18 protein-coding genes are annotated in these 16,770 nt (G+C 63.7%); 8 read left to right on the top strand and 10 right to left on the bottom strand.

Translation table 11 applies throughout. The features are described from left to right. Positions 1 to 20: 20 nt before the first annotated feature. From arsB to AC3WMA_RS24095, 8 genes are all read right to left on the bottom strand, one after another. Entirely contained in the window at positions 21 to 1,073 is a 1,053-nt protein-coding gene (arsB, locus tag AC3WMA_RS24130; RefSeq protein WP_257735562.1) for an ACR3 family arsenite efflux transporter, read from the bottom strand. A 7-nt stretch (positions 1,074 to 1,080) separates the two neighbouring features. Beyond that, positions 1,081 to 1,506 (bottom strand): arsenate reductase (glutaredoxin), encoded by a 426-nt coding sequence (arsC, locus tag AC3WMA_RS24125; protein ID WP_492287809.1) that lies wholly within the window; start codon positions 1,504 to 1,506, stop codon positions 1,081 to 1,083. Positions 1,507 to 1,510: 4 nt separating this feature from the next. Beyond that, on the bottom strand, positions 1,511 to 1,867 hold the full coding sequence (locus AC3WMA_RS24120) for an ArsR/SmtB family transcription factor (RefSeq protein ID WP_492287796.1): 357 nt from the start codon (positions 1,865 to 1,867) through the stop codon (positions 1,511 to 1,513). Between the two features lie 599 nt (positions 1,868 to 2,466). Further along, entirely contained in the window at positions 2,467 to 4,524 is a 2,058-nt protein-coding gene (locus tag AC3WMA_RS24115; RefSeq protein WP_492287795.1) for a mechanosensitive ion channel family protein, read from the bottom strand. 188 nt (positions 4,525 to 4,712) lie between these two features. Beyond that, on the bottom strand, positions 4,713 to 5,945 hold the full coding sequence (locus tag AC3WMA_RS24110; protein ID WP_492287794.1) for an HlyD family secretion protein: 1,233 nt from the start codon (positions 5,943 to 5,945) through the stop codon (positions 4,713 to 4,715). Next, on the bottom strand, positions 5,938 to 6,402 hold the full coding sequence (locus AC3WMA_RS24105; protein WP_257735749.1) for a hypothetical protein: 465 nt from the start codon (positions 6,400 to 6,402) through the stop codon (positions 5,938 to 5,940). The genes AC3WMA_RS24110 and AC3WMA_RS24105 overlap by 8 nt, the downstream gene beginning before the upstream one ends. 35 nt (positions 6,403 to 6,437) lie before the next feature. Next, positions 6,438 to 7,073: a hypothetical protein gene (locus AC3WMA_RS24100; RefSeq protein ID WP_257735748.1), complete on the bottom strand. Its 636-nt coding sequence runs from the start codon at positions 7,071 to 7,073 to the stop codon at positions 6,438 to 6,440. A 51-nt stretch (positions 7,074 to 7,124) separates the two neighbouring features. Continuing rightward, positions 7,125 to 8,192, bottom strand: coding sequence for a helix-turn-helix domain-containing protein (locus tag AC3WMA_RS24095; protein ID WP_492287793.1), 1,068 nt, complete (start codon positions 8,190 to 8,192; stop codon positions 7,125 to 7,127). Positions 8,193 to 8,478: 286 nt separating this feature from the next. Here AC3WMA_RS24095 and AC3WMA_RS24090 point away from each other — a divergent pair, with 286 nt between their 5' ends. The 8 genes from AC3WMA_RS24090 (at position 8,479) to AC3WMA_RS24055 (ending at position 15,955) form a co-directional block, all read left to right on the top strand. Further along, positions 8,479 to 8,760 carry a helix-turn-helix transcriptional regulator gene (locus AC3WMA_RS24090; protein ID WP_492287808.1) on the top strand — a complete coding sequence of 94 codons (282 nt, stop codon included), beginning with the start codon at positions 8,479 to 8,481 and terminating at the stop codon, positions 8,758 to 8,760. Between the two features lie 251 nt (positions 8,761 to 9,011). Next, the gene (locus AC3WMA_RS24085) at positions 9,012 to 9,893 is read left to right on the top strand and encodes a hypothetical protein (RefSeq protein WP_257735745.1); all 882 of its coding nucleotides are present in this window, start codon (positions 9,012 to 9,014) and stop codon (positions 9,891 to 9,893) included. A 71-nt stretch (positions 9,894 to 9,964) separates the two neighbouring features. Next, positions 9,965 to 11,395: a DUF1254 domain-containing protein gene (locus tag AC3WMA_RS24080; protein ID WP_492287792.1), complete on the top strand. Its 1,431-nt coding sequence runs from the start codon at positions 9,965 to 9,967 to the stop codon at positions 11,393 to 11,395. An 81-nt stretch (positions 11,396 to 11,476) separates the two neighbouring features. Beyond that, a complete protein-coding gene (locus AC3WMA_RS24075; RefSeq protein ID WP_257735743.1) occupies positions 11,477 to 11,833 on the top strand; it encodes an HdeA/HdeB family chaperone in 357 nt (118 codons plus the stop codon). A 109-nt stretch (positions 11,834 to 11,942) separates the two neighbouring features. Then, positions 11,943 to 12,209 (top strand): hypothetical protein, encoded by a 267-nt coding sequence (locus tag AC3WMA_RS24070; RefSeq protein ID WP_257735742.1) that lies wholly within the window; start codon positions 11,943 to 11,945, stop codon positions 12,207 to 12,209. Between the two features lie 111 nt (positions 12,210 to 12,320). Continuing rightward, positions 12,321 to 13,436, top strand: a complete 1,116-nt coding sequence (locus AC3WMA_RS24065; protein ID WP_492287791.1) for an alpha/beta hydrolase — start codon at positions 12,321 to 12,323, stop codon at positions 13,434 to 13,436. A gap of 101 nt (positions 13,437 to 13,537) precedes the next feature. Further along, positions 13,538 to 14,050 carry a hypothetical protein gene (locus AC3WMA_RS24060; protein WP_257735740.1) on the top strand — a complete coding sequence of 171 codons (513 nt, stop codon included), beginning with the start codon at positions 13,538 to 13,540 and terminating at the stop codon, positions 14,048 to 14,050. A gap of 333 nt (positions 14,051 to 14,383) precedes the next feature. Then, positions 14,384 to 15,955: a DUF1254 domain-containing protein gene (locus AC3WMA_RS24055; protein ID WP_257735739.1), complete on the top strand. Its 1,572-nt coding sequence runs from the start codon at positions 14,384 to 14,386 to the stop codon at positions 15,953 to 15,955. A 415-nt stretch (positions 15,956 to 16,370) separates the two neighbouring features. On the opposite strand, the gene AC3WMA_RS24050 is transcribed toward AC3WMA_RS24055, so the two are convergent. Continuing rightward, positions 16,371 to 16,529: a hypothetical protein gene (locus AC3WMA_RS24050; protein ID WP_492287790.1), complete on the bottom strand. Its 159-nt coding sequence runs from the start codon at positions 16,527 to 16,529 to the stop codon at positions 16,371 to 16,373. Beyond that, a complete protein-coding gene (locus AC3WMA_RS24045) occupies positions 16,526 to 16,648 on the bottom strand; it encodes a hypothetical protein (protein ID WP_492287789.1) in 123 nt (40 codons plus the stop codon). Before AC3WMA_RS24045 ends, AC3WMA_RS24050 begins: the two co-directional genes overlap by 4 nt. Positions 16,649 to 16,770 lie beyond the last annotated feature (122 nt).

Genomic DNA, 16,770 nt, shown 5'->3' with positions numbered 1-16,770 from the left:
CTATTTCCATGATCACCGAATTATTCTGGAGCTTGAACCTTCCGGACGCCGTTACCGCGCTCGTACCAGCCCTTCGATCGGTTCACGATCCAGACGACGGTGAGCATAACCGGGACCTCGATCAGCACGCCGACAACGGTCGCGAGCGCCGCTCCGGAGTGAAAACCGAACAGGCTGATCGCGGCGGCGACGGCAAGTTCGAAGAAGTTTGAGGCGCCGATCAGGGCAGACGGCCCCGCGACGCAATGCTGCTCGCCTGCGACCCGGTTCAGGACGTAGGCCAGCCCGGCATTCAGGTAGACCTGGATCAGGATCGGCACCGCCAGGAGCGCGATCACCATCGGCTGGGCGAGGATCTGCTCGCCCTGGAAGCCGAAGAGCAGGACGAGGGTGGCGAGCAGGGCCACAAGCGAAACAGGTCCCAGTCGGCCGAGCAGTCGATCGAGCGCAGCCTGCCCGCCCTTCGCCAGAACGCGGCTGCGGACGAGTTGCGCGACGATCACGGGAATGACGATGTAGAGGACGACCGAGAGTACGAGCGTTCCCCATGGCACGGTGATCGCGGACAGGCCGAGCAGCAGGCCGACAATCGGGGCGAAGGCGACGACCATGATGGCGTCATTTAGTGCGACCTGGCTGAGCGTGAAGTGCGGCTCGCCCTTCGTCAGATTCGACCAGACGAAGACCATCGCGGTGCAGGGCGCCGCCGCCAGGATGATGAGCCCGGCGATGTAGCTGTCGATCTGGTCAGCGGGCAGCCACGGCCGGAACAGCCAGGCGATGAAGATCCACCCCAGTGCCGCCATCGAGAAAGGCTTCACCGCCCAGTTGATGAACAGGGTCACGCCAATCCCGCGCCAGTGCTTGCCGACCTGACTCAGCGCGGCGAAGTCGATCTTCAGCAGCATGGGGATGACCATCAGCCAGATCAGCACGGCGACGGGCAGATTGACCTTGGCGATCTCGGCGGCGCCGACGGCCTGGAAGACGCCGGGCATGACATGGCCCAGTGCGATGCCGACCACGATGCACAGTCCGACCCAGACGGTCAGATAACGTTCGAAAGTGGACATGCTGACCTCAGGCGAGAGCTGCGGGCCGACCGGCCGCGTCGACGACGAGTTCGCCGTCCTCCTTGCGAAACTCGCCGCGTTGCGGCGGCAGGAGCGACAGAACGGCTTCGGATGGGCGGCAGAGCTTCACGCCTTTCGGAGAGACCACTAGCGGTCGGTTCATCAGGATCGGGTGCGCCTCGATGGCGTCGAAGAGAGATTCGTCGCTCATGCTCGGATCGCCGAGGCCGAGTTCGGCGAAAGGCGTGCCCTTCTCGCGGAGGATTTCCCGGACGCTCATGCCGGCGCGATCGAGAAGCTGCTTCAGCAAGGTGCGGTTGGGCGGGGTCTTGAGATATTCGATGATGTGCGGCTCGACCCCAGCGTTACGGATCAGCCCGAGCGTGTTCCGCGAGGTTCCGCAGGCTGGGTTGTGATAGATGATTACGTCGATCGGCTCAGACATTGGCGGTTGCCTTCGGTTGGCAGCACGGGCTCAGTTCGGCCATCAGCGGTGCGCAGATCTCTGGTCGCCCGCCGCAGCAATCCTTGAGCAGGAAGGCGACAACTGACCTTAGGGCATTGAGATCGGCTCGATAGACGATTGAGCGGCTGAACCTCTCTGAGCGTATGAGGCCAGCCCGGCTGAGGATGCCGAGATGCGATGACATCGTGTTGTGGGGGACGTCGAGGCGCCGCGCGATCTCGCCTGCCGCCAATCCCTCCGGCTCGGCGCTCACAAGAATGCGGAATACATCGAGCCGCGTGCTCTGCGCCAAGGCTGCCAGCGCGAGGATGACCTGTTCATTTTCCATATGTCGAGACTTATCGAAATATTTCTAGCGGCGCAAGTGAAGGCATCCTCGCTCATAGCTGCGAGGTCGAGTTTCGGGGGCTGAACGTCTGCTTCCTGGAGGTGGCTGAATGTCAGCTGAGTGGCGCAAGTGGGCGTCTGCCCGAAAGAAAAGGATTTCACATAGCTGATATGGAATTAGCTTGCCCGGCGCCAATCCCAAGCGTCTGGATGGCGTCCCTTACAACGTTCCGCATGCAGCTCCTGTCCGCCAGCCGACGAGGCAGCGTTCCTCACCTCTCAGCGGATGTGCAGGTTCTAATCGGCGCGGCAGGCCCGGCTACCTGCCACTGGCCGGGACGGTCGCGCTGATGGCGCGCCTAAGCGCCGACTATGCCGAGCATCCGGGAGCTCCTTCGCCTATGACCCGCCGGGCAGCAATGGGCAGCGACGAGACCTGGCCGGCGCCCACGATCGATGCGGAGCAGCATGGCCTTGGCATCTATTTCCATGTGCTCGAAGCGTCGGCGCAGGCAGCCTGTGCGCGCTCGCACTATCCTGAAAGGTTCCTGTTTCGGGTCGAACGCCTCAGTGGGCATCCAGGCTCGCGACGATCTCTGCCTAGCTTGATGCCATGGGTTCTTGCCGCTGCGCCTCCAATATCTGATGCGCCGCTGCAGCCGCGGCTTCGCCACTGCCTTCGACGCGGACCGTGGGGAACGCGATCTTGACACCATTGGCTTCGAAGGCCTGCTTGATCATCATGTGAGCCCGCCGCTTGATCGTGAACTGCGTTCCCGGCTTGGTCATGAGCTTCATGCGCAGGACGATGGCATACTCCCCGAAGTTCTCGATGCCCTGCATCTTGAGCGGCTCAATGATATCCGCAGAGAATTCGGGGTCCGCCGCTAGCTCCTGGCCGATTGTCTTGATGAGCTTGCGTGCGAGGTCGATGTCCGAATCATAGGTGACGCCGACCGTCATCTTCTCGATGACCCAGTCGCGACTCATGTTCTGGATGGCGCCGAGTTGGCCGAACGGGACGGTATAGACAGGTCCGCGATGATGCCGCAGCCTTATCGAGCGCAGGCTGAAGGACTCCACGGTTCCCTTGTAGGATCCTGACTGGATGTATTCTCCGACCCGAAATGCGTCATCGAGCATGTAGAACACGCCGCTCAGGATGTCCTTGACCAGCGTCTGGGAACCGAAGCCGATCGCCACGCCGACGACGCCGGCACCCGCTATCAGCGGCAGGATTTGAACGCCCATGCCGGAGAGGATCGTCAGTCCGGCGATGACGACGATCGAAACCGCCAGCGCATTGCGCAGTATCGGCAGCAGCGTGTGCAATCTGCCGGATTGGATAGCCTGTTCCCCGCCGCCGGCCTGCTCGGCCGCTTTCAGGCGATACGCGATCAATTCCTTCGCAAGCTGCCAGGCCAGATCTGCCATGACGAGGATGATGATGCCGTTGAGCAAGCCGCCGACAAGCCTGGCGCCGAACTCGCCGCCGGCCAGACCGCCAGCGCTGAAGCGCCACAGATAGGCCAGCCAGGCGACGGCCGCTGCGAGCACCAGGGCCCTGATCCCTCTGGCGACGAGAATGTTGTAGACAATGCCGGGCGCCCCGGAGGGCCTGTAGCTGCTGGCGGCGTCCTGAGCCAGCCGGCCGGCTCCTCGCAGAAGGCCGGGCAAGAGCAAGGCGTAGATGCCGAGCCACAGCAGGCCCAGCATTCCCGCGGCCCATAGCAGCCAGAGGATGGTCAGGAAGAGCGTGAGCGAAATCCGGCCCGATCGTGAGGCCGCTTCGCCGGGATGCCGCCAGACCGCTTCGATGGCCGCCGCCAGCAGGCCGAGCCCCCATAGATATGCGACCAGCTCGGCGACGTCCGAAGATACGCCCAGAGATTGCAGGGAGCTGACGGCCGCCCAGCCGAACAGCGTGATGCCGGCCATGAGGCTGATGCGGCGGTGCCGGAATCGCGCCGAGGCGTGATCGCTCGCGACAGGCCCCGCGTCAGGGTCTGCGCCGCTTCCCGCCGCATGAGCGGTCCCGGACGCTCTTTCGCAAGGCGTTGCCGCAGGCTTGCAGAGAGCTCTCACAACTCGAAATGCGATCACCGCGATCAGCAGCGTCAGGACGACCCTATGTAACAGCGGCGGCCATTCGAAAGCCAGGAACGCACCAAGACTGGCCAGCGCGAATGCCAGCAAGGCCGCCAGGTCGGTCATCACCATGGCCATAGCGGGCTTCGGCGCGCCGTCTCCCGCCGCGGCGCGCTTTGCAAGCGTTCGCCGTACGAGCCATTCCACGCCCAGCCCCACCATGATCGACGCGGCGAGAATGAGGGCCACCAGCCCTGGCCGGCCGCCATTCACATCGCGCATGAGGGTATCGGCGGCGCTCGCCAGTTCGGGCGCTGCGCGCGGCACGGCATCTGCGAGCCCGCTGATGTGCCGACGGAGAGCCGCCTCCCAGGCCGCGAGCATGTCGGCGGGAGAAGGCGCCGGCTCAAACGCAGGCGCAGGGCCTTTCTTGAGCCAGGCGAGAATCTCCGGGTCGTTCAACAAGGCGACAAGCTGCTTCGTCTTCTCGGACGGCGGCTCGGCAGGTGCCTGTCCCCAACCGGCTACCGGACATGTGAGAGCGGCGGCCAACAGCAGGGCGATTGGCATGAACCGAAATCGCGCCAGGATTCTTTCCATTCGCTTCATGCCCGGCGAGTGAATGCGTGGGCACTCCCGTGTTTCGCTTTGTGCCAGAGGCCAGGAACGGGGGCGCGGAGGATGACCCCGATCCATCTGGAGATTTTGCAGTTTCCGTTCGACGACTTGTCCCTCGACGTGTCGTCGAACGGGCATCATCAATGGCCGCTGAAGACTAGCGTCTTGATCGGCAGCACCAATGCCTGGATGCGCAGAAGCATGGCATGGACCAGGCCGACCGCGTCGACCGCATGCAAGGCGATGCGCCGGAATGTGCCCGTCTCCTTCGCGGCGATGAGGTCGTGGTTACTGCTGTAGGCATTGGCGATGCAGCTGCTGCCGGGCGTCACGCCGTCGAGGCCGCCATGGTAAAGCGGTTCGAGAAAGGCGAGGATCGTTCCGGGCCGCACCACCTGCTGGGCGTCGATCAGCTGCTCGCCGCTCCTGATCTGGCCGGCGGCGATGAAGTCCTGCACGCCCGTCACCACCATCGGAATGACCGTCCAGGGCTTCGAGATGCAGGTGACTTCGGCAACCATGCCGACCTTGATCACTTGCGCCTCGATCTGGTTGAAACCGGCCTGCAACCTGCCTCGCCCTGCCTCTTCCGGGATGATGATTCCGGCGGGGCGCATGAAGGGGTTCACGATATCGCCGACCCTTAACGTGAACTGTTCGACGCGCCCGTTGAACCCGGCGCGCACCACTGTCTTCTGCAGTTCGACCTCGGCCTGGGCGAGCGCGGCGGCGGCACTGGCGCGCTCGGCGGGAAGCTGCGCGGTGATCCTCGCCTGGGCGGCATCCTTGCCGGCGGTCGCCGCCTGGACGGCCGCCTCCCGTCCGGCAACGAGGTTCTCCAATCTCTCGATCTCGCGAGCTGCGACGACAGCGTCGTTACGGCGCCTCAGCTCAAGCTTCGTCTGCAGTTCGTCCTGCGCCTGCTGCAGCGCGCTTCTCGCCTCCTGAATCTTGCCTTCATTGGCCAGAATATCGGCCTTTGCGACCACCAGCGCGGCGTCGACCTCGGCAATCTTGCGGCGAGCCGTCTCCGCGGCCGCTTCCTGGGTGCTGCTATCGAGCGTGAAGATCGGCGTGCCCTTGGTGACGGCTTGGCTGAAGCCGACATGGACCTTCGCGACACGGCCATTGATCTCCGGCACGATCGGAACCGTCCGGAAGAAGGCCGCGGCACTGGTCGTCGAGGGATGATTGTAGAAGATCACGGTGATCAGGCCGACCGTCAGCATCACGCAGGTGACGATGCCCCAGCGCAGCTCGAACCAGACCGAAAAGAGCGTGATCTCGCGGCCGAAGCGTTTGCCCTGGCCGTAGCGGCGATAGAGATAGTCGGGAAGGATGGTGAAGAGCGCACAGACGAGGAGTTCAAGCATGGTTGGTCTCTTCGCTGCTCGTGACGGGGCGGGTGGCGCCGTCCGGAGCGGCTGGCGCCTCCTCTCTCGGCCCCGCCGTGGCGAGCTCCGCCGCCTGCCCACCCTGGTTAGGCCTGATGCCGGCGATCTTCTCCAGCGAGCCCGCCATCCGGCTGAACGTTCCTGAAAAATCTGGAAGATCGATCAGCGCGAGCAGCAGACCGGCGACCCAGAACAGGTGGATATGCGTGAAGAGAGCGAGCAGCCCGAGAACGGCGACGATCTCGAACTGCAGCTTGTGCGCCTTGTGGGCCATCCGTTCGGGCAGTGTGTGAAGGCGCAGGAAGAGCAGCCCGACGCCCAGGACCGCGCCGACCAAGATGATGGCGACGACGACCATCAGGTAGTCGGCCCCGCCCGGCTGCGTAATAAAGCTCGGCAGGTGGCCGGGCGCTGCCGGATTCACCGCGGCGTTCATGGCATCGCTTTCTGACCTGGAGGACTGGAACGGGTCTACTGCTTGAAGCCGATCAGGACGCCATCGGCGCCCAATGAAAGCTGCAAGCCTTTTCTTTGCGTCGCGAGACGCATCGTCACGCCCTTGGCGTTGCGCAGCCAAAGCGTGCCGCGACCTTGGGCGCCGATCGCCCAACCCTCGCGGATCTGGACATAGGCGCCTGCGATATCCTCGACCCGGCTCAGCCCATAAACCGATCCGGTCGCCGTGAGCCGCGACGCTCCGATGCCGCCAAAGCCGAGGCCACCGACGGTGAGGTCGTAGCTGCCGCCGCGGAAGCGGAGCGTCCCGCCGCCGATGGCTCCGGAGCCGATGAAAGCAACCTGGAGCTGCCTGATGCGAAGAGTAGCGCTCGGCGCGCCGGAGGGGCGGGATTGGGCATGAGCGACGCTATGCTCAAGCGTAAGGCCCAGAAAGAGAACCAGCATCCCGACCACTACGGCCATCTGCGACTTGTTCCGCTGCTTCACTCGGCTTCCCCCCATATGGCCCTGCGCTGGCATGTGCTCGATGCCATTCGCACTCGCCTTCAAATCTGGCTTCGCATGCGGGGCATCGCGTGCCCCGGTCGATATGCGGTCGTCAATCGCCTGGTGCTGTTCTATCGGGTGATCCGCACGAAGAATTGCCATTTCGCGCCAAACCAACAGAAACCTGATTCAAGCCGCGTCGATGAACAGGCTCTATCGCAACTGCAACTGGCTTCTGAAATGCCGTGGCGTAACCCCCGAGATCCGGCGGAAGGCGCGCGTGAAATGTGCCGGGTCCGCGTAGCCGCAGGCGAACGCGACCTCGATGATCTTGGCATCTGTTCCGCGCAGGAGCCGCGCGGCCTTGTCGAACCGGGCTGCACCGAGAAGATCGGAATAGGACAGCCCGGCGTCCGTGAGCTTCCGCTGAAGGCTCCTGACGCTGATGCCGGCCATTTCGGCAATGTCCGCGACAGTCGGCGCTCCTTCGTCAAGATAGGAGGGCAGCATCAATCTGAGCGCGCCGATCAAGTCGGCGCTGGATGGCTCAGCTTGGTCGACGGGCGGTGAACCCGGCAGATGGCTCTTCAGATTGGGAAGGCTCAGGAGCGAAATCGGCACTTCGATCCAGGACGCCCGCTGACCCGACAGGAAGCGGGTAGTCGGCCAGGAGGACTGGGTCTGCGGGCTCGGTGCGTACCGCGCCTCGAATGCTATCGTCGCCGGCACCCAGTTTGGCCCGGCGAACTGACGGACGATATGAATGGGAAAGATGTTTTGGAGCCACTGCGAGTGCTCGAGATGCGCGATGCCGGCCGTGCCGAGGAGGAGGCTGCATATCTTCACATGGTCATCCGAGCGCTCGAGCCACATGCTCAGAACATTGTCTTCGAGGCTCGCCCATTTGCAGGTCTGTTTCAGCGCGATGAGCAGCGTCGGAGCGCAGCCGATCACGGCCCGGAGCTTGTCGCTGAGGTGACAGAACTGCAGCTGCCGCGATGCCTGAAATCCGATATCCGGGATTCCCTGCGACCTCTGAACGGCCTCCGCGAAGTCGACGGCCCGCAGCAGCGGTACGAAGTCGTTGGCCTTTTCCTCTAGGGAGGTCGGGAGCCGGAACTTGGCCAGAAGCGGCGCCGTCGCGGCTCCGGCCTCGTCATGAATCACGGTGAAGGGAATGAGGAATTGGCAACGGGTTAGAGGAATTGCGCCCACAATGCTTGCCCCCCGGCTGTGGAAATGGACTGTCGTTCCGACCTCGGCATCCTCCGGGAGCGCCACGTCACTAACGCTACAGAGGCCGCAGGCTTTCGATCACGTACGGTGCAGGCGCTGTGTTCTGCAACCCAAACGATGGGGGCCCCGATTCGATTCTGGCGTCTGATGGCCAGACGGCGGCCGTTTTCAGCTCTTGAATGGCGTCGCCGTTCGAACGGGGTCCAAAGCTCCCTATTGCTGCGATTAGGCGATGAAGCTCATTGACATGCCCTCCCGAGAGGCAGTGCAAACCGTGATCGCGGCGTCGCTGCAACACGATGGCGCATCTCTTTAGGAAACCGCAAGGCAGCTGCGCGTGAGTGCTCGTTCGCTGCAGCGACATCTTGCCGAAATGGGCACGAGCTACAGCGAGCTGGTCGCGCAGGTGCGCCTCGACACGGCCTGTCGCCTTCTGACCCAGTCCAGCGAGCGCATATCGCAGATCGCCATGCGCCTCGGCTATGCCGGCCCCAGCAGCTTCAGCCGCACCTTCATGCGCCTGATGAAGATTCAACCTGCCACCTATCGGCGGCAGCGCGGCCGCGCCGCTGTACCTCGCGACGGACAAGCGAGCGCCGGCAGCCCTCACTAAACGGCCGCCTTGGCGCGAAATGGCAAGACACGTCTTGCGAACTGGCGCGAAAAGTACAGCGAGAGCCTCCGTCGTCTGGATGTCGCTGCCGACGCTGATCGACCAGGCTGTGCTGTGGGGGCATGATGAAGAGCGCGCGCGCTTGGGCGTCGGAACGCATTTGGACGGCTTGCACGATCATTGCGAGTTCGCCCGGCACTAGCCTTTCGAATCTTCGCCGAGAGGCGGAGAAGAGGCCAAGCGCGCATGGAATGCGCTGCTCCCTTGCCGTCGCTGCGATCTGCATCGGGACAACGTCCTTCGCAGCCGACCTGCCGCCGCGCGCAGCAACGCCGCTGCCACAGGTTCCGAGCTGGACTTATGTCGCTATGCCCTATGCCTGGCTGCCGGCGATCAACGGGTCGACGACGGTCAAGGGCCGGACGACCGATATCAATGCCGGTATCGGCGACATCCTGGACAGAAAGATCCCGGCGCAGCTCTTCGGCCTGATGGGCGCTTTCGAAGCCCGAAACGGCCGCTTCGCCGTGATGACCGATCTGACCTACATGAAGCTCGGGGCGGATGGCGGCGCGGCCCGTCCCCGCAGCGTCCATCCCCTCGTCGGCGGGGGACTGGCCGCCTTCGCGACGGTCCAGTTCGAGATGGTCATCGCCGAAGCTGCCGTGGGTTACGAACTCGTGCGCTGGCAGGGCGCGGGCGCCTCTGAAACGGCGATCGATCTCTATGGCGGCGGGCGCTTCTGGTGGCAGAAGGCCGAGGCAGAGCTCGGGCTGGCCGCAGGCCTTACGATCGGCGACCTCACCTTCGCCCGGGGCCGTGCTCTTGCAGCTTCCGGCGACGTAACATGGCTCGATCCGCTGATCGGCCTGCGCCTGCGCCACCGGTTCACGCCACAGGCGGATCTGGTGCTGCGCGGCGATGTCGGCGGCTTCGGCGCCGGCAGCAAATTTTCCTGGCAAGCCATGGGTTACGTCAACTGGGAGTTCGCCCGCACCCAGAGCGTCGCCTGGAGCGGCATGCTCGGCTACCGGGCGCTCTATGTCGACTTCTCCAAAGGCCGCGGCAGGTCGCATTACGAGTACGACATGCTGACGCATGGGCCGGTCCTGGGCCTGACGGCGCGCTTCTGATCCGCGGCGTCACTGCGGAAGATGCCTTCAGGCCGGTGTTTCACTCTCGATACTATTGAGGAGGCTGACAAATGAAGATCACCCGTCGCTCCGCCGCATTGGGCGGCATGAGCCTGCTCGCCAGCACGGCGATGAGCAAGGCGGCGCTCGCCGAGCAGGGGGCATTTCTCGGCCTCGGCGAAGGTCTCGAGGAGTTCTGGCTCGCGACCGACGCCTACATCTTCGGCTATCCGCTGGTGACGATGGAGATGACCCGTCGGATCATGACCAATGTCGCCGAGCCCGTCGGCACCCGGGCGCCGATGGGCCAGATCATCAAGCTGCGCAACTATCCCGACGCCTCGTTCAAGGACGTCACGGCGCCGAACGCCGACACGCTCTACACGACCGCCTTCTTCGATGTCGGCAAGGAGCCCTGGGTGCTGAGCGTCCCGGATATGAAGGATCGCTATTTCCTGCTGCCGATGCTCGACGGCTGGACCACGGTGTTCCAGGTTCCGGGCAAGCGTACCACCGGCACCGGCGCGCAGACCTATGCGATCACCGGCCCCGGCTGGAAGGGCACGCTGCCGGAGGGCGTGAAGGAATATAAATCGTCGACCAACATCGTCTGGCTGCTCGGCCGCATCTACTGCACCGGCACGCCGGAGGACTATGCCGCCGTACACAAGCTGCAGGACGAGTTCAAGCTCGTGCCGCTGAGCGCCTATGGCAAGCCCTACACACCGCCGGCCGGCAAGGTCGACCCGGCGATCGACATGAAGACGGCGGTCCGCGATCAGGTCAACCGCATGGACGCGGTGTCCTATTTCACCTTGCTCTGCGAGCTGATGAAGACGAACCCGCCTTCCGAAGCGGACGCCGCTCAGCTCGCGAGATTTGCCAGCATCGGCATCGTCCCCGGCCAGTCGTTCGACGTGAGCAAGCTCAAGGCGGATTTCGCCAAGCGCATTCCGGACATCGCCTTCGACAGAATCATGCTCCAGTTCAAGATCAACAAGGCGATCACGCAGCAGAACGGCTGGGCGTTCACGACGAAGACCGGCATCTACGGCACTGACTACCTGATGCGGGCGCTGATCACGGCGATCGGGCTCGGCGCCAACCGCCCGCAGGATGCGGTGTACCCGACCTCGAAGGCGGATGCCGAGGGGCACAAATACAATGGAGCGAACAAGTACGTCATGCGCTTCCCCAAGGGGCACCTGCCGCCGGCCGAGGGGTTCTGGTCGCTGACGATGTATGACGACAAGTACTTCTTCGTGAACAATCCGCTGAACCGATACTCCATCAGCGCGAGGCAAAACCTGCAGACCAATCCGGACGGCTCGACGGACCTTTACATCCAGAAGGATTCGCCCGGAAAGGACAAGGAGTCGAACTGGCTTCCCGCGCCTGCCGGCGATTTCATCCTGATGCTGCGGATGTATTGGCCGAATGAAACGGATCCGTCGATCATCAACGGCAGCTGGACGATTCCCGCGGCCCGGAAACTCACCTGACGGTTCGGCGCCTGCATTCTCTTGGGAAGGCAGGCGCCGCCTTCGGCTTGTTCGCAGAATTCGAGAAATGGAGACGACATCATGATCCGCCAGGCCCTCGCCGCATCGGCCCTGAGCTTGCTGTTGCTGCAAGCCGCGAGCGCTCAGACCCCGTTGAGCGCCTATGCCGACGACAAGGGCTACATCGACGTCCAGAAGCTGACCTGCGCCCAGCTCGCCGGCACCTTCCAGGAAGACGCCGACATGCTGACCAGCTGGTATAGCGGCTGGTACAATGGCCTCGCCAAGAAGCATCTCCTCCAGGTCAAGCGAGCGAAGGAGGCCGAGCACGAGGTCATCCAGTACTGCAAGGCCAACCAGGACAAGAAGGTCATCGAGGCGATCGCCGTCGTGTTCAAGGACATGCGCGCCAAGCTCGGGATCAAGATGAAGCCGTAGGCTCAACGCGGAAGCGATATCCTCGACGCCACCGATTCCGGAGGCGGGGATGGCCCATTCCTCAGCCGCAACGGTGGCTGCATAATCAACAGCAGCAGGAGAAACGCCCATGAAGTCCCTGATCCTGGCATCCGGCATGCTCGGACTGGCATTGATCACCATCCCGGTCGAAGCGAATGCGGTCGTTTGCGCGCGCGGCGTCGTGCGGGCAGGATGCGCCGGTCCCTACGGGGCCGTCGTTGCACGACGACCCGTTCCAAGGGCAGTCGTGGTCAGGCCTGCTGGCGCCGTCGTCGTCAGGCCGGCGGGTGCTGTAGTCGTGCGGCCGGTGCCGGTTCGCTGTGCTATCGTGAACGGCCGGAGGGTCTGCCGCTGACGCATCGGCGGATCCTGAAATGGGGGCTGGCCGATGAGGGCTTCGAGAGTTGCGCCTGCAATGGGCGCGTTGCGGAAACGCTGTAGCACCGCCAAGCGCTTCGGGCTCGGCATGTCGTTCGCCGCAGCGCTCGCTCTCGCGGCCTGTGGGGCGCGGCCCGAGACAGGTTTCCTCGCACCGGTCACCGTGGCGTATCTCGGTGCCGCAACCCACACGATCCTCGTCGCCACGACACGCAAGCGGGATGAGCGGCCAGGGACCTTGTTCAATGGCGAGCGGGCAGAGCGGCTCGATTTCGCCAGGATCGCGGTTTCGGTTCCTCCCAATCACGAGGCCGGCCAGATCGAGTGGGCCTCGACGGCACCCGGCAATCCCGGAACCAGCTTCGTCGCGCGGCAGGCGAGCTATCTCGACGGGGACAAGGCCTTCGTGCAGGCGCTGAACGCGCAACTGGCGTCCCGGCCCAAGGGGCAGCGGCGCGTCTTCCTCTTCGTCCACGGCTACAACACCATGTTCGCGGAGGGGCTCTACCGCTTCGCCCAGATCGTCCACGACGCGAAGATGCCTGCGGTTCCCGTCCTCTTCACCTGGGCCTCGCGCGGGCAGCTCGCGCAATATGTCTACGACACCAACAGCGCGACGGCCGCGCGCGACGACCTCGAGCGGACGATCCGGCTGGTCTTCGCGAGCGATGCCGACGAGGTCAACATCCTGGCCCATTCGATGGGGAACTGGGTAACCGTCGAGGCCTTGCGCCAGATCAAGATCGCCGGCGGCCTGCCGCAATCATCCAAGGTCGGGCAGTTGATCCTCGCGGCGCCGGACATCGATATCGACGTGTTCAAGGCGCAGATGCGTCGCTTCGGCAAGCCGAAGAAGCCCTTCATCATCGTGCTGTCGAAGGACGACAAGGCGCTCGGCCTGTCGAATTTCCTGGCGGGAGGGCAGACCCGGCTCGGCGCCGACGCTGATGCCGCGGAGCTGGCGGAACTGGGCGCGCTCGTCATCGACATGACGGATGTGAAGGTGCTGGATTCCAGCAATCACGGGAAGTTCGCACAGCTGGCCGTCCTTGCCCCGCAACTCCATCAGGTGTTGGAACGCGGCGTGGCGGCCCAGCGCTCCTCGGTCGGCACGGACGAGATCGCCCGGAACTCGCTCGAAGCTCTGGTCAAGCTGCCGATCACGATCATCTCGGCTCCGCTGCGCGCCGTTGCCGGTCATTGATCCGCGCAGAATCTGCCGCCGTTCAAGTGGCCGGAAGCATCCGAGACGAGCGTGCGTTGACTGGCCCCTGTAGACAGGGCTGTCTGGAAATGAGGCGCTGAATGAGCGAGAGGGACCACCCGTCGGCGTCCGGTGCGGGACATGGCCGCGAGGCATCCCGACCGGCCGGAATGTATCTGGCATTATTGCTGATCCAGACGATCGCAGCCTCTGCGATCATTGCTGCGATCCAGGGCGCCTTCCGAATCGTGGCTGATGAGGTCGGAGTGCTGCACCGGATTCCGGCGGCAGCTCTGATCGCGCTCATCGCCGCCATGGCAGTGTCACAGGCCGCCTATTGGTATCGGTTTTCAAGGATCGAGCTCCCAGACTGGCAACAGGTCTTCCTCGGGCATTGCCTGGGGTTTGCAAGCCGCCTCAGCTTCATCTTCGGTGGCGCGATGTTCAGCCTGTTCTTTCTGCGGCATGCCCCTGAACTGATTTCGTTCCAGACGGGCGTGCCGCTGCTGGCGCGGACCGCGATCATGCTGGCAGCGCTCTTCTGCCTGTATTGCTACGCCTTGGAGCTGGACCGGCTCGGAGCAAGGCTGCAATCGTCCGCGGGGGATGACTAGGGCAGCCGGGCGGCGATGACCGCGGCGATCCGACAGGCGAAACCCCGGTCGATCGGCCGGTTGCGACCTGCCGCACCGTTGCGCTTCGAGAGGTGACCCACGCGCGGGTTTGGCGCGAAATGGCAAGACCGGCGGAGGCGACGCAGCTAGCCTCGATGAAGTGTGCTCGGTTTCATGTGCCGGCATGGTTTCCGGTTCGCTGCACCTGGGCGATGGGGCGCATGTGACCGGGGCCGAGCCTGCCGTTTTCGCCGGGAACCACCCTGTTCTTCGGTCCTCTCCTTTTTGCTGTCCAGGTGATGAATGGCTGCCAGAACATCTGAGAGAAAGACCATGATGCTGTCTGGAATGTTCCGGCCTGCCGCGCTGGCCGTTGCCGGGTTGCTTGCGACGACGCTGGCGGCGGCTGGCGAAGAGAAAACGCCAGGCTACAATCACAAGATCCCCGAAAAGATCATGACGCCGGATGCGGTGGAGACCCGCTTCGGCACCATGAAATTCTTCGACGGCATGCCGGACAAGGCAACGGTCGAGCGGCTCTATGACAATCTCGACGTCCTGCGTGGCGTCGAGACGTTCCTCAACGGCGTCCCCGCCACATCGATCGAGGGCTTGCGTCTCGGCCATCTCGATCTGGGCGCGGACACGTCGAACAAGGTGATCCTTCTCGACCAGTTGATGGATTCGGCGCCGCTGTTCCTCACCGGCAATACCGATACCGTCTATGGCAGCGCTTTTCTTCACCTGGGGACGGACGGGCCGACGGTCGTCGAGATTCCCGCCAGGTCCGGTCCCGGCACGGTCAATGACGCCTATTTCCGCTTCGTGACCGATATGGGCGCTCCGGGGCCTGATCGCGGCCGAGGAGGCAAGTATCTGATCCTCCCGCCCGACTATAAGGGAGATCTGAATCCGCCCGTCGGCGGCATGGAGGCCGAGGTCGAAGGCGAAAAGTACTTCGTCTCGAAATCGACCAGCTACGTGAACTGGTTGATCCTGCGCGGCTTCCTGGTCGATGGAAAGCCCGACGCGGCCGTGGCCTCCTTCAAGAACGGGTTGAAAATCTATCCGCTCAGCAAGCGTGCCAATCCGCCGAAAATGGAGTTCATCAGCGGGTCGCGGAAGTCCTGGAACACGATTCACGCCAATAATTTCGAGTTCTACAAGGAGCTCCATACCGTCATCGATCGTGAACCGACTTCGATGCTCGATCCCGAGTTGCTGGGGCTGTTCGCTTCTATCGGCATTGAAAAGGGCAAGCCCTTCGCCCCGGACGCCCGGATGAAGAAGCTGCTGACCGAGGCCGTCGCCGTCGGCAACGCAACTGCCCGCGCGATGATCTTCCGCCCGCGCCTCGACGGTTTCCATCTCTATCCCAACAGCGCCTGGGGGGCGGCCTTTGTCGGCGGAAGCTATCAGTGGCTTCGCGACGGCGGAAAGGGCGGGCGTTACCTCGACGCGCGGACCCTGTTCTTCTACCAGGCGACGGTCAACACACCCGCCATGGTCGAGCAGATGATCGGGGCCGGCTCCCAATACGCCTATGCCGCTACGGACCGGAACGGCGACTATCTGGACGGCGAGAAGACATACAAGCTTCGCATTCCCGCCAATCCGCCCGCCAAGGATTTCTGGTCCGTGGTGGTCTACGATCCGCAGACCCGCTCGGAGCTCCAGACCGGGCAGACCTTCCCGAGCAAGAACAACAAGCGGGACAAGCTCATCGCGAATGCCGATGGCTCGATCGATCTCTATTTCGGCCCGAAGGCTCCGGAAGGCAAGGAAGCCAACTGGATCCAAACCGTCGCCGGCAAGGGATGGTATACGATTCTTCGGCTCTATGGGCCGCTCGAACCCTGGTTCGACAAGAGCTGGCGGCCTGGCGAGTTCGAGCCAATCAAGTGACGGGCTCCTGTTCGGGCTGATGAATAGACGCCTGGTGCGGGTCTGGCGTCAGAAGCGGGCTCGCTGTCCGCAGCTTTGAAGCCTGGTCCTTCGGCGCGTCGTGCCCGGGATACCCGGCTCCGGCGTCGAGCTGGTGCCGAGGTAGGCTCGTTTTCGGAGATGACCGTTGTAAGAGTATGGCTGCCATGACGATCGCGTGGCACTACCTTCACACGAACGACGTACAGGCTGCCCGTCCAATGTTTCGACGGCGCGGCGAGTTTACCTTCGTCCCGAAAGCGTAGGCTTGATGACGAGCTTTGCCTTGAGACACGGTCCCACGGGATTACAGATCGAGCACTAGGCATGTGCGATGCCGCAGTAGGTCCGCTTTCCGGCCGAACGCTTTTGTCAGCTTCTGGCGCACATGTCGCCCCTAGGCCGCCACCGTCCGGCCGCGCCCCTTCAACCGGTCACGCGTCCAGGAGAAGACCGGCCAGAGCAGCGCGGCGAAGGTCATGGCCGCCAGCACCGACGAGACCGGTCGGTCGAAGAAGGGCAGCACGGAGCCGTCCGACTTGATCAGCGAGGTCACGAAGCTCTGCTCAGGTTGTTGCCCGCCGTGGCGAAGGCGCCGACCGCGCAGAAGATCATGATCACCGGCATCACCGCCGAACGCGGCGCGCCGACGACGCGACTCGCCAGCCGGATCATCACGATGCCGAAGGGCCTCGAAGCTCTCTGCTTAGCGCCACGGCTTCTCCTTGGCTGTCAAACGGCGCGCAAAGTTGCCCCCCGATCGGCGTGCAAGTTTGGGTCTGACTCAAATCTGCTGC

The sequence above is a fragment of the Allobosea sp. FW305-C-101 genome, from assembly GCF_058783685.1.
This window is presented reverse-complemented; position numbering and strand designations above follow the sequence as displayed.